This window comes from Orenia marismortui DSM 5156 (genome assembly GCF_000379025.1).
GTDB classification, from domain to species: Bacteria; Bacillota; Halanaerobiia; order Halobacteroidales; family Halobacteroidaceae; genus Orenia; species Orenia marismortui.
Map to the genome: position 1 here is coordinate 31174 of NZ_KB900620.1, position 23528 is coordinate 54701.

General features: G+C 30.4%; 18 protein-coding genes and 1 tRNA gene. All 19 read right to left on the minus strand.

The genetic code is table 11. The features are described 5' to 3' along the window. Positions 1 to 12: 12 nt before the first annotated feature. Entirely contained in the window at positions 13 to 2163 is a 2151-nt protein-coding gene (locus tag OREMA_RS18870) for a phospholipase D-like domain-containing protein (protein ID WP_018249064.1), read from the minus strand. A 331-nt stretch (positions 2164 to 2494) separates the two neighbouring features. Beyond that, a complete protein-coding gene (locus OREMA_RS0109675; RefSeq protein WP_018249065.1) occupies positions 2495 to 3823 on the minus strand; it encodes an FAD-dependent oxidoreductase in 1329 nt (442 codons plus the stop codon). 508 nt (positions 3824 to 4331) lie between these two features. Continuing rightward, positions 4332 to 5633, minus strand: coding sequence for a hypothetical protein (locus OREMA_RS0109680; RefSeq protein ID WP_018249066.1), 1302 nt, complete (start codon positions 5631 to 5633; stop codon positions 4332 to 4334). Between the two features lie 300 nt (positions 5634 to 5933). Continuing rightward, positions 5934 to 6611, minus strand: a complete 678-nt coding sequence (locus tag OREMA_RS0109685; RefSeq protein WP_018249067.1) for a DUF421 domain-containing protein — start codon at positions 6609 to 6611, stop codon at positions 5934 to 5936. Positions 6612 to 6624: 13 nt separating this feature from the next. Further along, a complete protein-coding gene (locus OREMA_RS0109690; protein ID WP_018249068.1) occupies positions 6625 to 6996 on the minus strand; it encodes a DUF4363 family protein in 372 nt (123 codons plus the stop codon). 28 nt (positions 6997 to 7024) lie between these two features. Continuing rightward, complete coding sequence (locus tag OREMA_RS0109695; RefSeq protein ID WP_018249069.1) at positions 7025 to 7735, minus strand: DUF421 domain-containing protein; 711 nt, start codon at positions 7733 to 7735, stop codon at positions 7025 to 7027. Positions 7736 to 8131: 396 nt separating this feature from the next. Beyond that, positions 8132 to 8218, minus strand: a tRNA-Leu gene (locus OREMA_RS0109700). A 123-nt stretch (positions 8219 to 8341) separates the two neighbouring features. Then, positions 8342 to 9022 carry a hypothetical protein gene (locus tag OREMA_RS0109705; RefSeq protein WP_018249070.1) on the minus strand — a complete coding sequence of 227 codons (681 nt, stop codon included), beginning with the start codon at positions 9020 to 9022 and terminating at the stop codon, positions 8342 to 8344. Between the two features lie 129 nt (positions 9023 to 9151). Beyond that, positions 9152 to 10816 carry an ABC transporter substrate-binding protein gene (locus tag OREMA_RS0109710; protein ID WP_018249071.1) on the minus strand — a complete coding sequence of 555 codons (1665 nt, stop codon included), beginning with the start codon at positions 10814 to 10816 and terminating at the stop codon, positions 9152 to 9154. Positions 10817 to 11230: 414 nt separating this feature from the next. Further along, complete coding sequence (locus OREMA_RS0109715) at positions 11231 to 12892, minus strand: ABC transporter substrate-binding protein (protein ID WP_018249072.1); 1662 nt, start codon at positions 12890 to 12892, stop codon at positions 11231 to 11233. Between the two features lie 434 nt (positions 12893 to 13326). Next, on the minus strand, positions 13327 to 14610 hold the full coding sequence (locus OREMA_RS0109720) for an IS110 family RNA-guided transposase (protein WP_018247242.1): 1284 nt from the start codon (positions 14608 to 14610) through the stop codon (positions 13327 to 13329). A 372-nt stretch (positions 14611 to 14982) separates the two neighbouring features. Next, on the minus strand, positions 14983 to 15669 hold the full coding sequence (locus OREMA_RS18380; protein WP_018249073.1) for a GntR family transcriptional regulator: 687 nt from the start codon (positions 15667 to 15669) through the stop codon (positions 14983 to 14985). Positions 15670 to 16001: 332 nt separating this feature from the next. After that, positions 16002 to 16976 carry an ABC transporter ATP-binding protein gene (locus OREMA_RS0109730; RefSeq protein WP_018249074.1) on the minus strand — a complete coding sequence of 325 codons (975 nt, stop codon included), beginning with the start codon at positions 16974 to 16976 and terminating at the stop codon, positions 16002 to 16004. 12 nt (positions 16977 to 16988) lie between these two features. Further along, positions 16989 to 17981, minus strand: coding sequence for an ABC transporter ATP-binding protein (locus tag OREMA_RS0109735; RefSeq protein ID WP_018249075.1), 993 nt, complete (start codon positions 17979 to 17981; stop codon positions 16989 to 16991). Positions 17982 to 18087: 106 nt separating this feature from the next. Beyond that, on the minus strand, positions 18088 to 18984 hold the full coding sequence (gene nikC / locus OREMA_RS0109740; protein WP_018249076.1) for a nickel transporter permease: 897 nt from the start codon (positions 18982 to 18984) through the stop codon (positions 18088 to 18090). 54 nt (positions 18985 to 19038) lie between these two features. Beyond that, positions 19039 to 20043 (minus strand): ABC transporter permease, encoded by a 1005-nt coding sequence (locus OREMA_RS0109745; protein ID WP_018249077.1) that lies wholly within the window; start codon positions 20041 to 20043, stop codon positions 19039 to 19041. Positions 20044 to 20204: 161 nt separating this feature from the next. Beyond that, positions 20205 to 21836 carry an ABC transporter substrate-binding protein gene (locus OREMA_RS0109750; RefSeq protein ID WP_018249078.1) on the minus strand — a complete coding sequence of 544 codons (1632 nt, stop codon included), beginning with the start codon at positions 21834 to 21836 and terminating at the stop codon, positions 20205 to 20207. Between the two features lie 454 nt (positions 21837 to 22290). Further along, positions 22291 to 23265: an ABC transporter ATP-binding protein gene (locus tag OREMA_RS0109755; protein ID WP_018249074.1), complete on the minus strand. Its 975-nt coding sequence runs from the start codon at positions 23263 to 23265 to the stop codon at positions 22291 to 22293. Between the two features lie 12 nt (positions 23266 to 23277). Then, positions 23278 to 23528 (minus strand): oligopeptide/dipeptide ABC transporter ATP-binding protein (locus OREMA_RS17605; protein WP_040657395.1); only part of this gene is annotated, 251 nt, incomplete at its 5' end.

The window sequence follows — 23528 nt, forward strand, 5'->3', positions numbered from 1 at the left end:
TTAAATAATTTATTATATCGACCTACTTTGCTTCCATAAATCATTAAACTCATTAAAGAGTTTATTAGCTGTCTCTGTTTCTTCTATAATTAACATTCTCTCAATATTCTTGCTCAAACCTGAATATGTAAAATTAGCGCTACCTGTTATTACTATCTGATTATCAATCACTATTTCCTTCCTATGCATTTTAGCATAACGGCCATAGGATCTTCTATCATAAGCTCTTACCTCTACATTTTTATTATTTGAAAACCAACTTTTTAATTTGCCTTTCTTCTCCTTGTTTCTACCCTCATCTCTAGAACTAGAATCGATTATAATTCTTATCTTCTTATCTTCAGCTAATCTACTCAATTCATCCAAAATTCTTCCATTTGTAAAGTCATAAGCAGTAACACAAACCTCTTCTTTACATTTTGCTAAAGATTTAAGTATCTCTTCTTCCATCTTTTTAGATTTAGATAGAATTTTTATCTTCTCTTTATCATTAATAGCAGCTAACTCTTTAATTAATTCCCTTTCTTCTATGATCGATTGTTGTATAGATTCAAATTTTTCAAAATGAGAGTCTAATGACTTTTTCATCTTATTTATTTCATCAACAGGTACATCTTCTCTCTTATTAAATTTATCTTCTAATTTATCAACCTTTTGGTTGGCTTCTTTAATAACCTGATTATTATTATCCATCTCATTAATTAGTTCTTCAACAATTTCCAGATAACCATTAAAATCATAATCATCAATCTTTTGATAAACCTCTTCATAATTATCTAAAATATTATTGTTCTGTTTTTCAATAATTCCAATTGTCTTGTCTAGATTTTGATATTCATTAACTAGCTGCTTAATACATTCTTGTACTAATGATTGATTCATATCAATACTTTCTAACCTATCAAAAATTGTATCAACTATAACTTCAAATCCAGATAAATATTCAATTACCACCTCTATATCTGATGAAGCAAAAGCAAAATCACTTCTATATTTTGTTAAGTATTTCTTAGCATCAACCATACAATTCTCTATATTCATTAGATATTTCCATATCTCTGTTCTTGCTTCAACTAAAATATCTCTATATCCATATACTGATTGGGCAATTTCATCCTTACTCATTAAATTTATATTTTCCCATTTCCTATTGATCAACTTTATATCTACAGATATATTATTATTAAAATCATTGATCTCTTTAGATATATATGACATATCCTCAATTAAATTATTTATCTTGCTAAGCTCTTCTTCTTTAGGAGAAAGTACTCGTAACTTATCAGTATAAGTCTCACAATATTTCTTCTTTGCCTCTAACTTATTTAATAATGATAAGGTTCCTCTTGCAACAGATTGTAACATACCTTTGACTTGAGGAGTATCAAATAATTCAATATCAAAACGAACCAACATATTCAAAACCATATTCTGAGGTAATCCCATAATTTCTGATAACTCATCTTTTGGCATAGCCATCATACTCTCTTCAGAAGCTATAACTTCTTCTATACTTTGCTCTAGAGGATCTACAGTATCTTCTTCTCCATAATCACCTTTAATCTTTGCATCACTTATGCTATTATCCTTATCTTGAGATCTGTTAACTTTTAGAGTGAAAAATACAACTGAAATAATTATAACCCCAAATATATACCAAATTATCGGTATATCTATTCCACTTTCTTCTTGAGAATCTTCTAATAACTTATTAGAAGATTCTTGCTTGGATTCTAAATCGCTTATATCATTATTCTCTTTTAATATCAGATAATAATGATTTCCTGTCTGATCTGTAATGTAAAAGGTTTTATAATTTAATAATGTATCAGCAAAGGTACCCATAATCTCTTTTTCAGATAAATTGCTAGCTTTAATCTCTCTTCTTATACTCTCAATATTATCCTCAGAAGCAACTATTAGTGGGTAATGTTGTGTATCTTCGCTAAGGTTAATTGCATATAATTTATAATTCTTAATTTTCTTGTCTAAATTTTTAAAATTAACATATGTTAATCTATCAACACTTTTCAAAGAATTAATCATACTATTAATATTATCTTGAGCACTAACATCATTTAATTGTAACAATAATATCAGAAGCAAAAATAAGATAATAGAATATATATTTAATTTATTCTTTCTTCTACCTCCCAATTCCAATATATTTCAGCCTCCCCCTCATTATATTTATTTGATAATAGCATCATATTTCTAAAATTTATTGTAATTTCAATATTTTCATTTTGCTATTTGTAAAAAATATACAACTAACTATGAATTAATAAACTTTGCTATTATTTTATTAATTAGATACATTATATGAAAATCCTTCTAAAAAACGCAAAGTTTGATTTTAATTTAGTACAAGATTAAATCTAAATTTAGCATAAATAAAAAAAGCATACCCTTTTACAGGTATGCTTAAGACTCAACTCTTTAGATTTTTATTAAATTTTTTCAATTAATCTATAACCTTATCTTTTTTAATATATTATTTAGCATTCAACCCTGCCATATTCAATAGGTTCCAAGGCTTATTGAAATGAGGTTGGAAGAAGAAATCAACAAATGCTAATTCATCTACTGTCATTTTATTTTGAATTACTACTGACATAGTATTTATAGATTGGGTTAAGTCTGTTTCTGACATGATTTGAGCTCCTACAATTCTTCGTGAATCTGTTTCATAAACAACCTTTAATTTAGCCTCATCATATGTAGGCATGAATTCTGGTCTATAATTATCTGTTACTGTTACTGTACTCACTTCTAAACCAGCTTCTTGAGCTGCTTCTTCTGTTAGTCCAGTAGCAGCTATATTATGTTGATAAATCTTGATTCCTGAAGTTCCTTGGGTTCCCATATATTTTGTAGTCTCTTGCTTCAAGTTTCTAGCTACTAAAGTCCCCATTCTAACTGCATTAGTAGCTAATGGTATATATCTATATTCTCCTGTAGGATTATATCTTACTGCACAACAATCACCTGCTGCAAGTACATCTTTGTTACTTGTTCGCATATAATTATCAACTATAATTGATCCATCATCTAAGATATCGATCTGTCCTTTGAATAATTCTGTATTTGGCTTAAAACCGATACACATAATTACTAAATCAGCTTCATATTCATTATGATCAGTAATTACCTTAGAAACTTTTCCATCTTTACCTGCAAATTTATTGACCCTCTCACCTAAGGCCAAAGTGACATCATGCTTTTTAAATTCTTCTTCAGCAACAGCTGTATACTCTTGGTCTAAATATTTACTTAAAATTCGATCCTCCATGTCTATTAACGTTACATTCTTTCCGTTCCTTTCAAAGGATTCAACAAGCTCAACTCCTATATAACCAGCTCCTACCACAACTACATTTTGAGTATCTTGAGCCTTTTCAATAATATCATTAGCATGATAAAAGTTCTTAGATAAGACTATATTCTCTAAATCTATACCTTCTAAATTAGGTATGATTGGCCAAGAACCTGTTGTAATAATTAATTTATCAAAATTATCTTCAAACTCTTCTTTAGTATCTAGATTACGGACCTTTAACTTTTTATTATCTATATCTACATCTAAAACATCATGTCCCATCTTTGTTCTAACGCCTAATTTAGCTAATTCTTCAGGAGAAGAATAAAATAACCCTTCTACATCTTTAACTACTCCACCAACATAAAGCGCTATTCCACAAGAAAGAAAAGATATATTATCATTTCTTTCATAAACAGTTATCTCTGCTTCTGGATATAACTTAGCTGCATTTACAATTGCAGCAGTTCCTGCATGGGTACAACCTATAACAGCTATCTTCATTAGCAACACCCCTTTAAATAGTAATAATGATTACTACTATTATTATATAATATGTAATTAATTTTTTCAATTAAAGTTAATATTAATAAAATGATGGTTTCTATACTATTTATATCCACTATTTTATTAATCATCAAATAATTTATAAAATAAAAAATATTCTCTTATAGTGTGTCCTTGTAAAATTTATTTATTAAATTAATAATTTTTTGGACATTTAGAAGTTATTATGTGCAATTAAAGTTAATTATATTTTTAGACTGTTTTAAAAAAGGCATATTAATGATTTATTAAAAAATGATGAAAATATAGGTATAGGTGCAACTAATCTTGATACAATTATAAAGACTGAAGATATCTTTACTAGAGGAAAAATTGAGAATTATTTCGAGATTAAGGTGACAATGTAAAACAGAATATAAAAAGATTCTTTAAATATTTAAAGAATCTTTTTATAGTTTGGATTTTAATAATTACTCTATTAATTATTACTTTGTAAAGTTAATTATTAAAATTTACTTCTCAAGTTTTCTTCTAATTCTGTTGTAAACCAATCTGGATTGATTCCATAAACTTCTTTACCTGCTCTTGCATAATCAACTTGGTCAAAAGTTCCTTCTGTATTCTTAAATGCAACAAAGCCTATGCCTTTTGCAAAATAACTATATCTAATATCTCCACTTGGCATAGTTAATTTTAAAACCATTATCTCCTTCTCATTAATACTATTATCATTTGGAAGTGTATCAATAATCTCTTCAAAGTTATATATCCAATCATCACCATATACATCTGCTGTATACTCTTTATTTCTTTCCATTAAAGCAGGCATTACTACATCATTAGGATTATGTATCTCACTTTCCTCAAAAGCTCCATTTCCATCTTCATCATCTTTATACTTCCATAGATATTTAGAATTATCTTTGTAATAGAAATAATCTACCCTATTTAATATAAGATCATCTGCTGAAACAGGAGTATCCACTGTATATTTAAAACTAGCTTCAATAAATATTGGCTTATTTAATTCAACACTATAGTCTACTTTTCCCAATATTAATTCCTTTCCAAGAACTTGAGCTATATTGCTAGTTGAAGGTAAAAATAACATTGAATTAATTGAATTTACATCACTTGTATATGTTATAGCATCAGGATCTTCTATACTACTTGTTTCAACATTATTTAAACTCTTTACATTCTCTGAAATTGCTCTTTGAGCAACTTCATCTATACTAATCTCTCCTAAGTCAACTCGTTGATTTGATGCTGTTATTTTAACAGTATCTTCATTATTATCTTTTAATATTCCTATATATTGACCTGCTGAATTCATAAATATAATTACATATGGAGCATCAGGTACTGTAAGCAACTCAAAATTACCATTAGAATCTGTATCTGTTGAATATACATTTCCCAACTCATCTACAGCCATTATACTCACATCAGTCGCTGTAGTTAAAACACCTGTACTCATAGCCATATTATTTGAGTTTAGTTTACTACTCATATTCACATTACCACTAAAGATTGTTGCACCATAAATAACATTAGCTTTATATTCTAATTTATTATATAAAAAACTAACTTCAGTTTCCTGAGCTTCAGGTAAAGGTTTTGGGGTGAAGTCGGTAATTTCAATCTTACTTCCATCATTAAACTCTGCTTCTAATGTCTCCGCATCAATAACCTTTAAATTGGATAATATAAGTTTCTCACTTATATTAGAACTATCATCACTACACCCAACTAATATTATTCCTAATATCAAAATCACTATAAAAATTAAACTATCTCTTTTCATATTTGCTATATACCTCCTGGATTTTTATAATTTAAATCATTAATTATAATTTTCTATATTATTATAAAAACCCCTTGTGAAATATTGATTATTTCCCCTTTAAATATTATTTTTCATTAGAATATATAATTAATTTTTTTATATTCATAGCAAGTATATATCATCTCTATACTAATAATTCTGACAAAAAAAGATACTCAATTTTGAGCATCCTCTTATTATTGCTCTATTAAATTATAATTGATGAGTTATCAATAAGATAGATTAAGTATATTTTTATTTAAATTTCTTGTAATATTACTAACCCTTATTTTTGGATATCAATAAATTCCCCAAGGTATCCAGTTCAGCTAAATTAACTTCATTTTCATAATTAATAATTCCTTGCTTATTTAACTCCCCCATTAGCCATTCCTTAGTTAATTTAACATGTTGAAGGTTTCTCTCTATAATTGCCCCATCAATTATTAGTGGGACTGTTAAGCCTTCATATTGGGTACTAATATTTAGATCACTAGGCTGTAGTGGTCTTTTCTGTGATTTTGGTATAACAGATAGTTGACCCTGAGGTTCTAATATAGCATACTCTACATCGGAAACCTTATCATACCCCTTCTGTCTCAATAATCCCTTCATTTGATTTAAACTTAAATCCATGTTTTTTAGAGCATACATATCAAGTTGTCCATCTTTAACTAATACTGTTGGTTTATGTTCCAAAATTGGAGTTAGTCTATCAATAAGTGTCAATTTGCTAGTTAAGATGATTAAGAAGGTAAGTACTCCAGTTCCAAATAATGCTTTAGTAGTAATTTTAGTAACTAAAGGTTCAGCAGCAACAGTTGTTAAAACTATAACTCCTGCCATTTCATAGGCAGTCATTTGAGCAATAGCTTTTTTAGAAAGCATTCTAGTACCAAAATAGGTAAAGAAATAAACTAATATAACTCTAATTAAATATGAAAGAAAATCTGTCAATTATATCACCCCTTTAAGGTCCTGGAAAAACATTGGTTATGTTTTTAGATATTTCTTTTAAGAGACCTAAGTATTCAAGAGAGTCATCTTCTTTGTGTTTAACTAAAGTTTTAAGGTGGCCTAATGCTCTTTCAAATTCATAAACTTCTGCTGACCCATTACTAATTTGAATTGCTAATCTATTATCATGCCAATCTTTTTTTAACTTATTAAGATTTTCATTAGTTAAATCCCAATCTTCAGCTGTGATAGATTCTTCAATATTATTTAAATTATCAATTAAAAGTTTACCTGGCAAAGATAACTGTAATATACCCCATAAAACTACAAGAGCAATAACCCAACAAAGCATGATAATATAACGGGTACTTAAACGATCAAACATCCTTTTACCTCCTAAGAAATTTTTATATTTACTCTAGTCCATATTCACCTTCTGTTTCCTCTTTATGTTGCTTTAGAGAGACATAGAGATTACCTGATGTATCTAAACCTGCATAAAAAATTCTTTGAATATCATCAATACCTTTATTTGAAAGCTCTCTAATCAGCCATTTTCTATCTAATTTTGCATCACCTAAATTTTCATTCATTATTTTCCCATCAATTATAAGATCTTTAGTCAATCCTTTATATAAAGTCGATAGATTTAAATCTTGTGGTGTAACAGGCTGTTTTTGTGATTTTGCTTGAACTGAAACTTTACCATCAATCTCTACTATAGCAAATTCAACATCACCTATATCAAAGATATTCTTCTTTCTTAATTGCATCATTAAATCATTAATAGTATAACGAGTTTTCTTCATATTCTCTTCAACTATTTTTCCATTTTTGACTAACACTACTGGCTCGGAATTAAAGTATTTTCTAATTAAATAACTTTTCAAATGCAAATAATCAGTTAAAAGAACTAACAAAGCTAAAATAATCAAGACAATAGAAGCTGATAAACTAGTAGGCTTTGACCCCATAGCTATAGAACCAGTAATTGTTCCTACAGTGATACCAACTGCAAAATCAAAAAATGTCATCTGAGCAATTATCTTTCTCCCTATTACTCTACTTAAGAAGAGTAATAAGAAATAGGCTATTATAGTTTTGATAATTAGATTTAGAATCATATTATTTAACTCCCTCTGTTATAGAACAATAATATATATCAACTGATCAATAGTATTATTTCTGATATTTAATATATTATTCCTATAGTAGAATGTACAGACTATTTAAAAATTATATATCAACACTTTAGAAGTTTGACAATACCTTCTTATTCTCTTGTAGAAAAGGTAAAAATAAATCCTAAAGAGTAAACTAACTTTGTCTTACCCTTTATAAAATAAAAAACATACCCCATTATCTGGAGTATGTTTCTAAGTTTTTTCTATGAAATTTTAGTCTACCATTCGTCGCCCAACCACCGACAAAAAATATACAATTATTCAACACTAATTATAAGTAATATTAATTTATTTTTTGAATTTAAATATCCATTATCCATTCTCAATTGATTTTATTGGTGCCGAGAGTGGGATTTGAACCCACACGGTCAATAGACCATAGCGCCCTCAACACTACGCGTCTGCCAATTCCGCCACCTCGGCTTTTCTTATATAATTATAACATACAAAGTATAAAAGTCAATAGTACTCTAGGAGATAGGGGATAGGTAATAAGATTTAAGGTATTGATCTTCCTAGCGCCTATCATCTAATACCCATAGCCTATTAAACTACTAATTCACCAGGAAAGACCAATTGAATACTATTAGCATCAAAATAGAAGTTTTCTATACCTATTGGCATCTTATCAATTAAAATCATTCTTTGACTTCTTATAATAGGATCATCCTCTTTTAACCCTAATTCATTTGCCATCATTGGATTAAATCTTTCTACTTGTAATACATTACTTCTGAACTTAAAACCATCAACGCCTTTATTACCGAATAATTCATATAAAGAATTTAAATCAGCAATTCTTTCCTGATTGATATCAGGACTTAAGTAAGTGATAATTTCCTGTACACTATATGGATGGCTATCTAATAATTTTTTCTGAACAATCTTATATAACTCTTCTTCGGGATTAGTCTTTACTAATTCTTTACTCTCTAGATTTGATATCCTTTGCAAACTAACCTCACTAACATTAACCTCACCATCTTCTCTTAATAAACGTACTGTTGCCTTTTGTAAGTTATTACCCTTTACTGCCAAACGTTCCTCCATATTGCGAGCATACTTCTCTCTTAACTCCATCAAAGAAATATTAGCTTCTGATAATATCGTTCTAACATATCTAGGGGTAGTTTCTACATTTTTAGCTATATCACTGATTTTAAGAAAGGGATCATGCCTAGCAAAATTAATAATCTGTTCTTTTTTCGTTAATTCTTCCATCTTCATTCTTTTCACTCCTTTTATCATACTGCTTATCTACAATGTATTATCCCTAACTTATGCCATTTTATACATTGATTTTAGAGCAAAAAGAAAAAAGCAGCCAGATTAAATCTGACTACTTTTTAATATATATTATTGATATTGTGGCTCTAACCATACATTTGTTAAAGGTAATGCAGATTGAGCTGTAAATACATAATTATGAACAAATGGTTTAACTAAAATAGGTGCAGTATAGTAATAAACTGGAATCCAAGGTGCATCATCAACAATTTGTTTTTCAATTTTTTGATATAATGCTAATCTTTCTTTCCCTGGTTTCATAGCACGAGCTTTATCTAACATTTGATCAACTTCACTATTCATATAAAATGCACCATTTCCTCCTGGACCTGCATTGTCAGAATGGAACAATACATATAGGAAGTTATCTGGATCAGGATAATCTGCAATCCATGCTAATCTAAACATTTGTGTTTCTCCATTGTCCACTTTCTTAATATAAGTACCCCAATCCATATTCATCAATGTTATATTGATACCAATTTGCTTCAAATTAGATTGGATAGCTTCAACAATACTTTGGTTCTTCTTACTTGTATTATAAGCTAACTCATAAGTTCCTGGCAATCCGTCTGGATATCCTGCCTCTGCTAACAATTTCTTAGCTTTTTCTATATTAAATTCATATCCTTCTAAGTCCGGATTATATCCTGGCATTGTAGGAGGTAATATACCTTTAGCAGGTTTTACTACACCATTCAATACTACTTGTGTAAGAACTTTTTTATTTACTGCATAGTTAATTGCCTGTCTTACCTTCTTATTATTAAATGGTTCTTTTTGAGTATTTAAACCAATATAGAATGTTCCTAATCTAGCAATATTACTGAAATCTTCAGCAAAATCACCAGTCGGATCCATTATTCTTTTAATTTGTCCAGCTGGCAAGTCATCATCAACTTCTTGATAAATACTACCTTGTTCATATTCAGCAAAAGCTGAAGATCCTTCTGGAATAACTCTATAAACAACCTTATCTAAGTAAGGACGACCATTTACATAATAATCTTCATTCTTCTCTAATATAACCTTACTATCATGCTTCCATTCTACAAATTTAAATGGTCCTGCTCCAACTGGATGTTGAGCAAATTCTTCACCATATTTTTCTACCTCTTCTTTAGGAACTACATAAGCATTCTCCATCGCTAATACTGATAAAAATGGAGTAAAAGGTTTAGCTAATGTAATTTCAAGCGTATAATCATCAAGAGCTCTCAAACCACTTACTTTATCAGCTTTTCCATCACTAAACTCTTTAGCACCTTTAATTCCATCAAATAACCATACACGTGGTGATTTAGTCTTTGGATCTAAAATCCTTGTAAAGGTATAAACAAAATCATCAGCCTTTACTTCTCTCCCATTATGGAATTTAACTCCTTTATTCAACTTAAAAGTCCATGTTAATGAATCGTCACTTACTTCCCAACTTTTAGCAATAGCTGGAACTACGTTTAGATCTTTATCAAAAGCAACTAATCCATCAAAAATATTTCTAATAATTCGACTAGATGTAGTATCAGTTGAATGAGCTGGATCTAATGTTGGGGGATCAGACTTTACACGCCCTTTAAAAGTACCACCATATTTATCTTTTTCACTGATCTGGCTTACATTCTCTACTTTGTCTTTTGATTTTGCATTATTATCAGCTGTCTTATTATTACCACAAGCAACAACAAACACCATCAGAAATGATAGCATTAAAATAAATAAATTTCTTTTCTTCATCTCTCTTCTTCCTCCTCAAATTTAAATTAAATAATTTCTTAACTACTAAATAATATTTATATAATATATATAGCTATATATATTATCAAATAAATAAAAATATTAACACTTTTGTAGATTACTTATATAAGTACTTTATATTCCCAAAAAATAAAATAATTCTAAACCAATAGTTTAGAATTACGCTAAATGATTATTATTATATAATAATATACTTAAAAATCAATTATTATATTTTGATATTATACTAGCTACTAAACTACTAATTTTAGAGTTTTCTTATTTATTTAGCTTTGTGCTCCTTCTCTTCTCGTTTATAATTATAACAAAGTCAAACTAATTTATCAAGTTTTTATATTTTTGTAAATTTATAAAAAAGTTCCAAAGCACTTAAGTACTTTGGAACTTTTTTCTTTATTGATATTTTGGTTCTAACCAAACATCTGTAAAGGATAATTCATCTTGACCAGTCATTACATAATTATGAACAAATGGTTTAACCAATACTGGAGTTGTGTAATAATATACTGGAACCCATGGCGAATCATCCATTATTTTCTTTTCTATTTCTTGGTATAACTCAATTCTTTTTTGACCTGGTTTCATAGCACGAGCTTTATCTAACATCTTATCAACTTCTTCATTTTTGTAGAAAGAATAGTTTCCTCCTGATCCAAAGTTATCAGAATGGAATAATACATGTAAGAAGTTATCAGCATCTGGATAGTCAGCAATCCATGCCATCCTAAAAATTTCTGTATCTCCATTGTCTACTTTTTGGATATAAGTACCCCAATCCATACTCATTAGCTCAACATTAATGCCGATTTTCTTCAAGCTAGCTTGAACAGCTTCTGAAATTCTCTGATGGGCTTTAGCAGTATTATATGATAGTTCATAAGTTCCAGGCAATCCGTCTGGATATCCAGCTTCAGCTAATAACTGTTTAGCCTTTTCAAGGTCATATTCATAACCTTCTAAATCTGGATTATAACCTGGCATACCTGGTGGCAAAATACCATGTGCAGGTTTTACAAGACCATTTTTAAGAACATTAGCAATAACCTTCTTATTAACTGCATAGTTAATTGCTTTTCTAACCTTCTTATTATTAAATGGCTCTTGTTGAACGTTAAATCCAAAGTAATAAGTTCCTAATCTAGTTACTTTCCTAAATTCATCAGCAAATTCTCCATCAGGATTTAGTACTCTTGACATTTGCCCATCTGGAATATCAGAATCTATTTGATAAATATTTCCCTGTTCATACTCTGCAAAAGCAGAAGTACCCTCCGAAATAATTCTGAAAAGAAGTTTGTCTAAATAGGGACGACCATCTAGATAATAATCTTCATTCTTCTCTAATACAATCTTGCTATCATGTTTCCACTCGACAAACTTAAAAGGACCAGTACCTACTGGATTTTGAGAGAACTGTTCACCATATTCTGCAATTGCATCTTTAGAAACAATTGCTGCATTTTCCATAGCTAAAACAGATAAAAATGGAGTAAAGGGCTCAGTTAATTTAATTTCTACAGTATAATCATCAGTTGCCCTTAATCCAGTAACTTTCTCTGCTTTGCCCTCTTGAAAAGATTTCGCACCTTCAACCCCTTCAAATAACCATGCACGTGGTGATTTTGTCTTAGGATCTAAAAGTCTTGTAAAAGAATAAATAACATCATCAGCTGTTACTTTATTCCCATTATGAAACTTTACATTCTCCCTTAAATCAAAGGTCCAAGTTAATCCATCATCACTAACCTTCCAACTCTTAGCTATAGCTGGTACAATTTCTAAATCTTTATTGAATTCAACTAGACCATCAAAAACATTTCTAATAACTTTAGCAGATGTACTATCAGTTCCATGAGCTGGATCTAATGTTGGAGGATCAGCTGATATCCTTCCTTCAAATACTCCACCATATTTATCTTCTTCACTTACTTTAGTAACCTCATTTTTTTCTTTTTTAGGCTCTTCTTGCTTGCTTTCTTGATTTCCTCCACAACCTACAACAGTAAAAGCCAATATAAGTGTAATTGCAATAATACTAATTAATTTCTTAAACATTACTAAAATTACCTCCCTCTATAAATTAAATTTATCTCACTCATGCTCATTCATTCTTAGAATTTCGTTTTCTTATAAAAAAGGAATATGGATTTAATTATTAAAACCAATTAATATTTGGAATTGAAAGGATAAACTAACCCCAAAAACTTAACAATTATTTTAAAAAATATGGTCGCTTATTGGAACTCCACATCTCCATGGTAGTTTAACCTCCCATATCTCCCAGGATCTATGTCCCTACATTCCTTCGTTCTACCTATCCATGGGTGGAGGCTGGATATGCTCCTTGTCAGGGTCTATGCCCGTATTGAAAAAATTAATTCCAGCTCTTCCAGTCTTCCTTTTTCAAAGTACTTACTCTAAGAAAAACAAACATAAATAATTGATTTATATTATAAAATTTACATTCCAATAATTTACTTTAAATATCTTTAAGCAGCTTCCTGTAAATTTGAACGCTTAATATCTCTAAATAATTTTTCACTATCATATTTCACTTGCTTTTTCCATAAGGCAAATAATACTCTAATTAATTTGCATGATAAAGCTACTAGGGATTGCTTTTTCTTCAAAGGGTTTTCAGAGCGAGTTGTGTAGTATTCATGAAGTGCTTTAAACTCTTCGTTCTTTGCTACCAGAGGCAGCATCACTCTATATAGTAAAGCTCTCAATTTAGCTCTTCCCCTTTTAGTAATACAAGTTCTTCCCTTATGTTTGCCTGAACTATTTTCCATTAAATTCAACCCTGCTAGCTTTTGTATTTGTCGTGGATGTTCATAGTTATTTATATCTCCAACTTCTGAAATAAATCCTGCTACTGTCTTTATTCCTACCCCTTTGATACTTAACATTGATTCTGAACCTGGTACTTTCTTTAATAACTCTTCTATTTTATTGGTTAATTCTTCGCTTTGATTTGTTATATTTTCATATTGATCTAAGAAATAATTTAATTCAAACTTTGCTATTTCAGCTCCTTCAGTTAAACCTACTGAATTTTCAGCAGCTCTTATAAGCTTTTTAGCTCGTTTTATTCCAACTGCTCTTTTAACTTTTTTCTTCCAAATTGAAACTATTTCTTCTGGTGTCATTTTTACTACTTCAGACGGCAGAGGAAATGTCTTTAGTGTAACTAAAGACGCCTTTCCATCCCAACCTTTAAATACTGTTAAATATTCAGGAAAATACTTATCAATAAACTGATGTATCTTTCCTACTACCCGTTGTAAATCTTTATTTAATCTTTCCATATGGGTCATTGCTACACGAACATCAGCATAAACACCAACTGGTATATTAGGCTCTGAATAGCGCCCATCTTTAACTAATTGAGCTATTACTTTAGCATCTTTCTTATCATTCTTTGTCGGAGAATTATCATCTAACTCTTTACTTCTCTTTGTATGACTTGGATTGACTAATACCAACTTTATTTCCTTGCATCTTAAAAGTTGAGCTAAATTCAACCAATAATGACCTGTTGGCTCCATTCCAACTATTATATCTTCTTTCTCATATTGATCTTTTAATTTAAACATCCACTTTGAAAAGTTATCAAATCCTTCTTTTGAATTTTGAAAAGCTAACGCTTTTCCGTATTCAATACCACGATAATCTTGAGCTCTTGCAACATGCTTTTTCTTTGCAATATCAACCCCAATCACTAAAGTTGAAGTTTTTACTTGCATTATTTTACGATTTCGATTATAATTCATTTTATGAGTACCTCCTTTTTATTTAGGGATCTTTTAGATACCCCGTATTATATCAGGAGGTGCTCTTTTTGTCTATCTAGATATTTATTTATTACAGGAATGCTCCTTGTTATTTATTATGTATTTATTTTTAGTATTTATTTGCTTTATTATGATAATTTCTTAAAATTTAATCAGTGACAAACATAAGTCATTTATTAAAATTTAGAAAACAACTCAGATATTAATTTTATTATAATATTATACAATTGTCAAAAAATATTGCCTATAACTTAAAGAAATAATGATTACAAAGCAAAACAGACTATAATTCAGATATAAAAAAGCAGCAATTATTTTAAAATAATTGCTGCTTTTTAATTTACTTATTATCTACAGATTACTCTCACAGTTAATAACTGTTATTTGGTCATTATTAACCTTTAATAAAAGCTCTATCTCCCCTGGAATAAAATAAACTAAATCTAAGCCGATTAATTCTTCAGAGACAAAAATCTCTTTCTCCAATGTCAATACAGGTGAACCAGAACTAACATTCAATAGTTCTGCTAAGTTTGAATCGCTTACCTCAGCTCGAATTCTATTTTCAGAAAAATAAGTATCCGCTCTATTCTCTAACTCTTCAAAATCATTTAATCCTACATTTTCAGAAACAATAGTTGTATTAACCATAATAGGTACATTCTGGTCTTGAAATAATATTGTTCTTTCTAAAAAATTAGATTTCTCACCTATAATATCATTATACTTATTTCTCTTATTTAGAACAGTATTATTATGTACCAATAAGTCTAAATTTCCTAATTGATTTACATTTAATAAATCTAACAACAACTTGTTCTTATCCTTCTTATCTTCCAACTTTTTAACATATTGCTTTCTTAACTTGGTTAGTGATAGATTAGCCTCTGATAAAACAGTTCTCACATAATGAGAGGTAGTTTCAGCTAATTGAGAAATCCTTTCTACCTTTAAAAAAGGATCCTTTTTAGCTAAATAAATCACCCTTTCCTTCTTGGTCAAGTCATATAATCCATACTCTTCTACTAAACTACTCATTCGATTGACCTCCTCTGATTAATCATATCCCTACTGAGCCTAAAATTTATTTTAATAGCATTAATTAATATACAAACATAAGTTACTTTATTACTTAAATAAGATAAAATTATCTTCAATTAAAAAATTACTTAACTACTATAAAATAAACTTCCAAACAGAACCATTTGTATAAATATACGATATTTTTTATAATTATAATACAGTTGCTATACCTTGTCAACACTTAATAGGCTTAATTTTGATGATTATAATTCAATATCAATATTATATAAATATTTACTAACATTTATTTGTTCTATGATATAATTTTAGTAGAAAAGAATTTTAAGTTAAATTTCATCAGCATAGTGACAAGCTGCAAAATGACCATCATCTTTCTCTTCAAACTGTGGCACTTCTGTCTTACATTTATCTGTTGCAAAAGGACATCTTGTATGGAAGGGACATCCACTTGGTGGATTAATCGGACTTGGAACATCACCTTCTAAGATTATCTTCTCTCTTTTCTGTTCTGGATCTGGAATTGGAATCGCTGATAGTAATGCCTTTGTATAAGGATGCTTTGGATTGTTATATAGTTCATCTTTACTTGATAATTCTACCATTCTTCCCAAATACATTACTGCTACTCTATCACTGATATGGCGTACAACACTTAAGTCATGAGCAATGAAGATATAGGTCAATCCTAGCTCTTTTTGCAAATCCTGCATTAAGTTAACTACCTGTGCTTGTACAGATACATCAAGTGCTGATACCGGTTCATCACAGACTATTATCTTTGGATCTACTGCCAAAGCTCTAGCAATTCCTATTCTTTGTCTTTGACCACCACTAAATTCATGAGGATACCTACTTGCATAGTTTGGTTGTAAACCTACTCTTTCTAATAGGTCTTTTACCTTTCTTTTTGCTTCTTTTCCTGTAGCTATCTTATGGATTTTCATTGGCTCTGCAATTATTTCTCCAATTGTCATTCTTGGATTCAATGAAGCATAAGGATCTTGGAAGATCATTTGCATCTCACGACGCAAACTTCTCATCTCTTTTTTATTTAAATCATAGATATTCTTACCTTCGAAGATAACCTCACCTTCTGTAGCTTCTAAAAGTCTTAGTAACAGACGACCTGTTGTAGATTTACCACAACCACTTTCTCCTACTAAACCTAAGGTTTCGCCACGCTTTACTTCAAAGTTTAATCCATCTACCGCTTTAACTGAGTTTACTACCTTTCCAAAGATTCCACCTTTAATTGGAAAGTGTTTCTTTAGATTTCTTACCTTTAAAATTGTATCTGACATAATCTTCACCTCCTACTCTGCTTTTAAGTCTATTTCATCCCATCTATGGCATCTTACTGTATGATTATCATCTTTTATATCTTCTAATTGTGGTTCTTTAGACCAACACTCTTCTGTTGCAAATGGACATCTTGTTGCAAACTTACACCCTTCTGGGAAACTGAATGGATCTGGTACATTTCCTTCAATTGGTGTTAATCTATGAGATTTACCATCTAATCTTGGAATTGATTTGATTAATCCTGCTGTATAAGGATGCTTTGGATTCTTAAATAAGGTCTTAACATCTGTATATTCTACAACTCTACCACCATACATAACTGCTACTTTGTCAGCTACTTCTGCAATCACACCTAAATCATGGGTAATTAACATAATTGCTGTGTTATATTCATCTCTTAACTCTTTCATTAATTCAAGAATTTGAGCCTGAATTGTTACATCTAAAGCTGTTGTTGGCTCATCGGCAATTAATAAGTCTGGACTACATGCCAAAGCCATAGCAATCATTACACGCTGTCTCATACCACCACTCATTTGATGAGGATGATCATGAACTCTCTTTTCCGGCGAAGGTATTCCTACCTTCTCTAACATCTCTACTGCTTTTTCTAAAGCAGCTTTTTTATCTAAATCTTGGTGTAATTGAATTGTTTCTGCAATCTGATCTCCAACTGTATATACTGGGTTTAATGAGGTCATTGGTTCTTGGAAGATCATTGAAATCTCATTACCCCTAATCTTTCTGATCTCACGCATCGGTTTTTCTAATAAGTTTTCACCTTTAAAATTTATCTCTCCACCTACTATCTTTCCTGGTGGGGTCGGGATTAATTGCATAATTGATGCTGAAGTTACACTCTTACCTGAACCAGATTCACCTACAATCCCTAAGGTTTCACCTTTATTAATACTAAAGCTAACACCATCTACAGCCTTTACTACTCCTTTATCTAAAAAGAAATGTGTCTTTAAATCTTTTACCTCTAATATTTTTTCACTCATCTTCTCACCTCCGTTAGTACTTATTAGCTGCTAGCTATTAATGCTTGACTACTAGCTTAATTCTTTTAATCTTTACGCTATTAGCCAATAGTTAGTGACTAATTTATTAATCCTTCATCTTAGGATCTAAGGCATCTCTTAATCCATCACCAAATAAGTTAAATCCTAATACCGTAATCATAATTGCAATCCCAGGAAAAGCTACTACCCAGGGTGCTATCTGTAACGATGCTCTACCTGCACTTAACATAGCTCCCCATTCAGGAGTTGGAGGTTGAGCTCCCAAACCTAAAAAACTCAATCCTGCTGCTTCTAAAATCGCAGTAGCAATACTTAATGTTGATTGAACAATTAAAGGTGCTAAACAGTTAGGCAACACATGTTTCATGATAATTGTAAAATCATTGGCTCCTAAAGATTTAGCTGCTTCTATATATTCTTCTTCTTTCACACTTAAAACAGAAGATCTGATAATTCTAGCAAAACGTGGTAAATTAACAATACCAATAGCAATCATAGCATTACTTAGCTGTGGACCTAAAATAGCCATAATTCCAATAGCTAATAAAATACTAGGAAAGGCCAACATAATATCCATTAACCTCATAATTAAAGTATCAATCTTACCACCATAATAACCAGCAATAACTCCAGAACCAACACCTAATACCAAAGCCAAACTAACTGATATAATACCTACTTGTAAAGAGATTCTAGAACCATAGATAATTCTACTTAAAATATCACGACCTAAATTATCAGTTCCAAATAAATGTCCTCCAGAAGGTGCTTTTAATCTTTGTAAAATATTTGTTTCTATTGGATTATAAGGTGCCAAAAAAGGCGATAAAATAGCTGCTAATATTAAAAGAGAGATAATCCCTAAACCAAACATAGCAGTCTTATTTTTAATTAACCGTTTCCAAGCCTCTACCCACAATCCACTGCTTTTTTCCTCTATTTCAATTGTTTTATTCTCTAATTGTGCTTGAGTACTTTCCATTCTATCCCTCCTTGTATTCTAGCTAACAGTTAATATCAACTGACTATCAGCTATTTAATTGTAATGTATCTTAGGATCAATAACTCCATATAATAAATCTACTGCTAAGTTAACAAAAACAAAGGTAATTGCTAAAACTAATATTGAACCTTGAACTACTGGAAAATCTCTTGCCATAATAGCATCAAAGGAATATTTACCTACTCCAGGCCAAGAGAAAATTGTTTCAGTCATAACCGCTCCACCTAATAATACTCCAAATTGAAGTCCAATAACTGTTATAATTGGAATTAATGCATTTCTTAAAGCATGTTTATAAATAACGACTTTTTGACTTAATCCTTTAGCATAAGCAGTTTTAATATAATCTTTACTTAAAACTTCCAACATACTAGAACGTGTCATTCTCGCAATAATAGCCATAGGAATTGTACCCAATGATATTGCAGGTAAAACCAAATGCCATAATGAATCTTTTAAAGCCACCCAATTAGCTGTTAATATACTATCTAAGACATAAAAATTAGTTATATTATTCAATTCTACTCCCACACTCAATCTTGCTGAAGGAGGGAACCAACCTAATTTAAAAGCGAACAACCAAATTACCATTAGTCCTAACCAAAATATTGGCATTGATACCCCTACTAAAGCTCCGGACATGCTTAAATAATCAAAGAATGAATATTTTTTAGTAGCCGATATAATACCTGCTGGTACACCAATTAAAACAGCAAACAGCATACTAAATATAGTCAATTCAATAGTAGCAGGATACCTTTCTAACAACTCTACAGACACCTTTTCATTACTAAATATTGAACGACCTAAATCTCCCTTTACTAACTGTTTTACAAAAGTAAAGTATTGAACATATAAAGGATCATTCAGCCCCATTTCCTCTCTTAATCTAGCTACATCTGTAGGATTTGCCCTCTCACCAAGCATAATTTGAGCAGGATCTCCAGGAATCAAATGAATCATTAAAAATACCGCTATAGATACACCAATTATAATAGGAACTAATAATAATAATCGGCGGATTATATAATTAAACATTTATTAACTACACTCCCTTCTATAATTTAATAACTAGTAATTTGTGATTAATAATTAAAAAAATTAGTTATTAATCACTAATTACCAATTATAAGCTAAAAATAAATTATTCAGCCTTAAGTCTTCACTTAAGGCTGAACAATAGTTATCTATTGTTATAATTACTTCTTCCAAACTCCATTTAAATGTTCAATTCCTAATGGGCTTGGTACATAGTTTTCTATTTTATTTTTAAGAGCAATCGGTGGAGTAGAGTGTGCCATTGGTACCCAAGGAGCATCCTCATGAACAACCTCTTGAGCTTCTTTATATAGCTTAGTTCTTTCAGCTCTATTCATTGTAGTTTGAGCTTTGATTAATAGATCATGTAGCTCATCACTTCTATAGAAAGCATAGTTTCCTGCACTTCCTTTAACTGCATTATCCTTATCTAATAATACATATAAGAAGTTATCAGGATCACCATTATCTCCAGTCCATCCCATTAAGCACATATCATGTTCACCATTTCCAACCTTATCTAAGTAAGTACCCCAGTCATAACTTTTAATTTCAGCTTGAACCCCTATCTTCTTCAAGTCTGCTTGAATAGCTTGAGCAATTAACTTAGGTTGCGGCATATATGGTCTTGGTACAGGCATTGCCCATAGTGTTGTTTTAAATCCATCTGGATAACCAGCTTCAGCTAGTAATTCCTTTGCTTTTTCTGGATTATACTCATATTTATCTACATCTTCATTATATCCCCATAAAGAAGGTGGTAATGGATTCTTAGCTGGTTCTGCTAATCCTGCATATAATGCTTGAATAATCTCTTCTTTATTAATAGCATGATTAATTGCCTTTCTAACTAGTTTATTATCAAAAGGCTTCTTATCAAAGTTCATAGCTAAGTAACCAACATTCATACTAGGTCTTAAAGTCAATTTAAGCTTATTATCTGATTTAACTTGTGGTACACTATTTGGATTAACTCCATCCATCATATCAATTGTACCAGATTGTAATTCCATAAATCGAGCAGTATTATCTGGAATAGATCTGAAAACAATCCCTTCAAGATAAGCTTTACCTTTCCAATATTCTTCATTTCTAACTAATTCAATTCTATCTCCACGCTTCCATTCTTTAAACTTGAAAGCACCTGTTCCTACTGGATGCTTGAAATAATCTTCTCCATATTTTTTAACTGCTGTTGGACTTGAAATAGCAAAAGGTGCCATTGCTAAGTTTGAAATAAATGGAGCAGATTTTTTATTTAATGTAATTTTTACGGTATATTCATCTACAGCTTCTACTTTATTAAGAAGACCTGGGAATCCTCCAAACATATATCCCCAATATTCAAATTCTCCTTGGTGATATGGATGATTTTTGTTCATCCACCTTTCAAAGTTGAATACAACAGCTTCAGCATTAAAGTCTGTTCCATCGTGAAATTTAACTCCTTCTTCTAAGTGGAAAGTCCATACTAATCCATCTTCAGAAGCTTCCCAACTTTTTGCTAAAGATGGGATTACTTTTGTGCTGCCCTCTTCATAATCAACTAAAGTATCGAAAAGTTGCATTGTTACTTTTAGTGATTCTCCATCAGTAACATTTGCTGGATCTAATCCAACTGAGTCACCACCACGTCCATAAATTAAAGTTCCACCATACTTATTTTCCTCTGAAACCTCTTTTTGAGCTTCTTTCTCTACTACTTCTTTTTTAGCTTCATTAGTATTAGCACATCCTATTGCTAGAAAAGCTAATAAACTAATTAACAAAAAAACTATAATACTTTTTTTCATTATACTTCTTCCTCCTCATTTCTCTTTTTTTATTTTATTTTATTCTTTATAATAAAATTACTATAAAGAAATTCAATAACCTTATAACAAGACAAACATAAGTCATTATACTCAAAAAATAAAAATACTCCAAACTAATTTAATAGTTTAGAGTCCAGTACATCCAAAATATAATAACAATTATATGTATATATAACTAATTTAACTAATTAAAAGAGACTCTTTTAATTAGTTATTGCATTATATTTATTTATTCTACTCAACTTCTAAACTACTCATATTATTCTTCAAATCTAATCACTTATAACTTATATCTACTCTACTAATAATACTAACTTCTAATTTATAATTATTCTTCTCTATTGATAATTATACTCAAAAAAATCTTATTTGTCAACACCTTTTATCAGATAAAAAGAAAGAACAATCTCAAGATTGTTCTTTCTTTTTATGATTAAATTTCATCAGCATAGTGACAAGCTGCAAAATGACCATCATCTTTCTCTTCAAACTGTGGCACTTCTGTCTTACATTTATCTGTTGCAAAAGGACATCTTGTATGGAAGGGACATCCACTTGGTGGATTAATCGGACTTGGAACATCACCTTCTAAGATTATCTTCTCTCTTTTCTGTTCTGGATCTGGAATTGGAATCGCTGATAGTAATGCCTTTGTATAAGGATGCTTTGGATTGTTATATAGTTCATCTTTACTTGATAGTTCTACCATTCTTCCCAAATACATTACTGCTACTCTATCACTGATATGGCGTACAACACTTAAGTCATGAGCAATGAAGATATAGGTCAATCCTAGCTCTTTTTGCAAATCTTGCATTAAGTTAACTACCTGTGCTTGTACAGATACATCAAGTGCTGATACCGGTTCATCACAGACTATTATCTTTGGATCTACTGCCAAAGCTCTAGCAATTCCTATTCTTTGTCTTTGACCACCACTAAATTCATGAGGATACCTACTTGCATAGTTTGGTTGTAAACCTACTCTTTCTAATAGGTCTTTTACCTTTCTTTTTGCTTCTTTTCCTGTAGCTATCTTATGGATTTTCATTGGCTCTGCAATTATTTCTCCAATTGTCATTCTTGGATTCAATGAAGCATAAGGATCTTGGAAGATCATTTGCATCTCACGACGCAAACTTCTCATCTCTTTTTTATTTAAATCATAGATATTCTTACCTTCGAAGATAACCTCACCTTCTGTAGCTTCTAAAAGTCTTAGTAACAGACGACCTGTTGTAGATTTACCACAACCACTTTCTCCTACTAAACCTAAGGTTTCGCCACGCTTTACTTCAAAGTTTAATCCATCTACCGCTTTAACTGAGTTTACTACCTTTCCAAAGATTCCACCTTTAATTGGAAAGTGTTTCTTTAGATTTCTTACCTTTAAAATCGTATCTGACATAATCTTCACCTCCTACTCTGCTTTTAAGTCTATTTCATCCCATCTATGGCATCTTACTGTATGATTATCATCTTTTATATCTTCTAATTGTGGTTCTTTAGACCAACACTCTTCTGTTGCAAATGGACATCTTGTTGCAAACTTACACCCTTCTGGGAAACTGAATGGATCTGGTACATTTCCTTCAATTGGTGTTAATCTATGAGATTTACCATCTAATCTTGGAATTGATTTGATTAATCCTGCTGTATAAGGATGCTTTG

What these genes read in the sequence shown, in the direction of transcription:
- OREMA_RS0109675 (WP_018249065.1), bottom strand. Translation starts at nt 3,823, where the DNA reads ATGAAGATAGCTGTTATAGGTTGTACCCATGCAGGAACTGCTGCAATT.
- OREMA_RS0109680 (WP_018249066.1), bottom strand. Translation starts at nt 5,633, where the DNA reads ATGAAAAGAGATAGTTTAATTTTTATAGTGATTTTGATATTAGGAATA.
- OREMA_RS0109690 (WP_018249068.1), bottom strand. Translation starts at nt 6,996, where the DNA reads ATGTTTGATCGTTTAAGTACCCGTTATATTATCATGCTTTGTTGGGTT.
- OREMA_RS0109695 (WP_018249069.1), bottom strand. Translation starts at nt 7,735, where the DNA reads ATGATTCTAAATCTAATTATCAAAACTATAATAGCCTATTTCTTATTA.
- OREMA_RS0109705 (WP_018249070.1), bottom strand. Translation starts at nt 9,022, where the DNA reads ATGAAGATGGAAGAATTAACGAAAAAAGAACAGATTATTAATTTTGCT.
- OREMA_RS0109710 (WP_018249071.1), bottom strand. Translation starts at nt 10,816, where the DNA reads ATGAAGAAAAGAAATTTATTTATTTTAATGCTATCATTTCTGATGGTG.
- OREMA_RS0109715 (WP_018249072.1), bottom strand. Translation starts at nt 12,892, where the DNA reads ATGTTTAAGAAATTAATTAGTATTATTGCAATTACACTTATATTGGCT.
- OREMA_RS0109720 (WP_018247242.1), bottom strand. Translation starts at nt 14,610, where the DNA reads ATGAATTATAATCGAAATCGTAAAATAATGCAAGTAAAAACTTCAACT.
- OREMA_RS18380 (WP_018249073.1), bottom strand. Translation starts at nt 15,669, where the DNA reads ATGAGTAGTTTAGTAGAAGAGTATGGATTATATGACTTGACCAAGAAG.
- OREMA_RS0109730 (WP_018249074.1), bottom strand. Translation starts at nt 16,976, where the DNA reads ATGTCAGATACAATTTTAAAGGTAAGAAATCTAAAGAAACACTTTCCA.
- OREMA_RS0109735 (WP_018249075.1), bottom strand. Translation starts at nt 17,981, where the DNA reads ATGAGTGAAAAAATATTAGAGGTAAAAGATTTAAAGACACATTTCTTT.
- nikC (WP_018249076.1), bottom strand. Translation starts at nt 18,984, where the DNA reads ATGGAAAGTACTCAAGCACAATTAGAGAATAAAACAATTGAAATAGAG.
- OREMA_RS0109745 (WP_018249077.1), bottom strand. Translation starts at nt 20,043, where the DNA reads ATGTTTAATTATATAATCCGCCGATTATTATTATTAGTTCCTATTATA.
- OREMA_RS0109750 (WP_018249078.1), bottom strand. Translation starts at nt 21,836, where the DNA reads ATGAAAAAAAGTATTATAGTTTTTTTGTTAATTAGTTTATTAGCTTTT.
- OREMA_RS0109755 (WP_018249074.1), bottom strand. Translation starts at nt 23,265, where the DNA reads ATGTCAGATACGATTTTAAAGGTAAGAAATCTAAAGAAACACTTTCCA.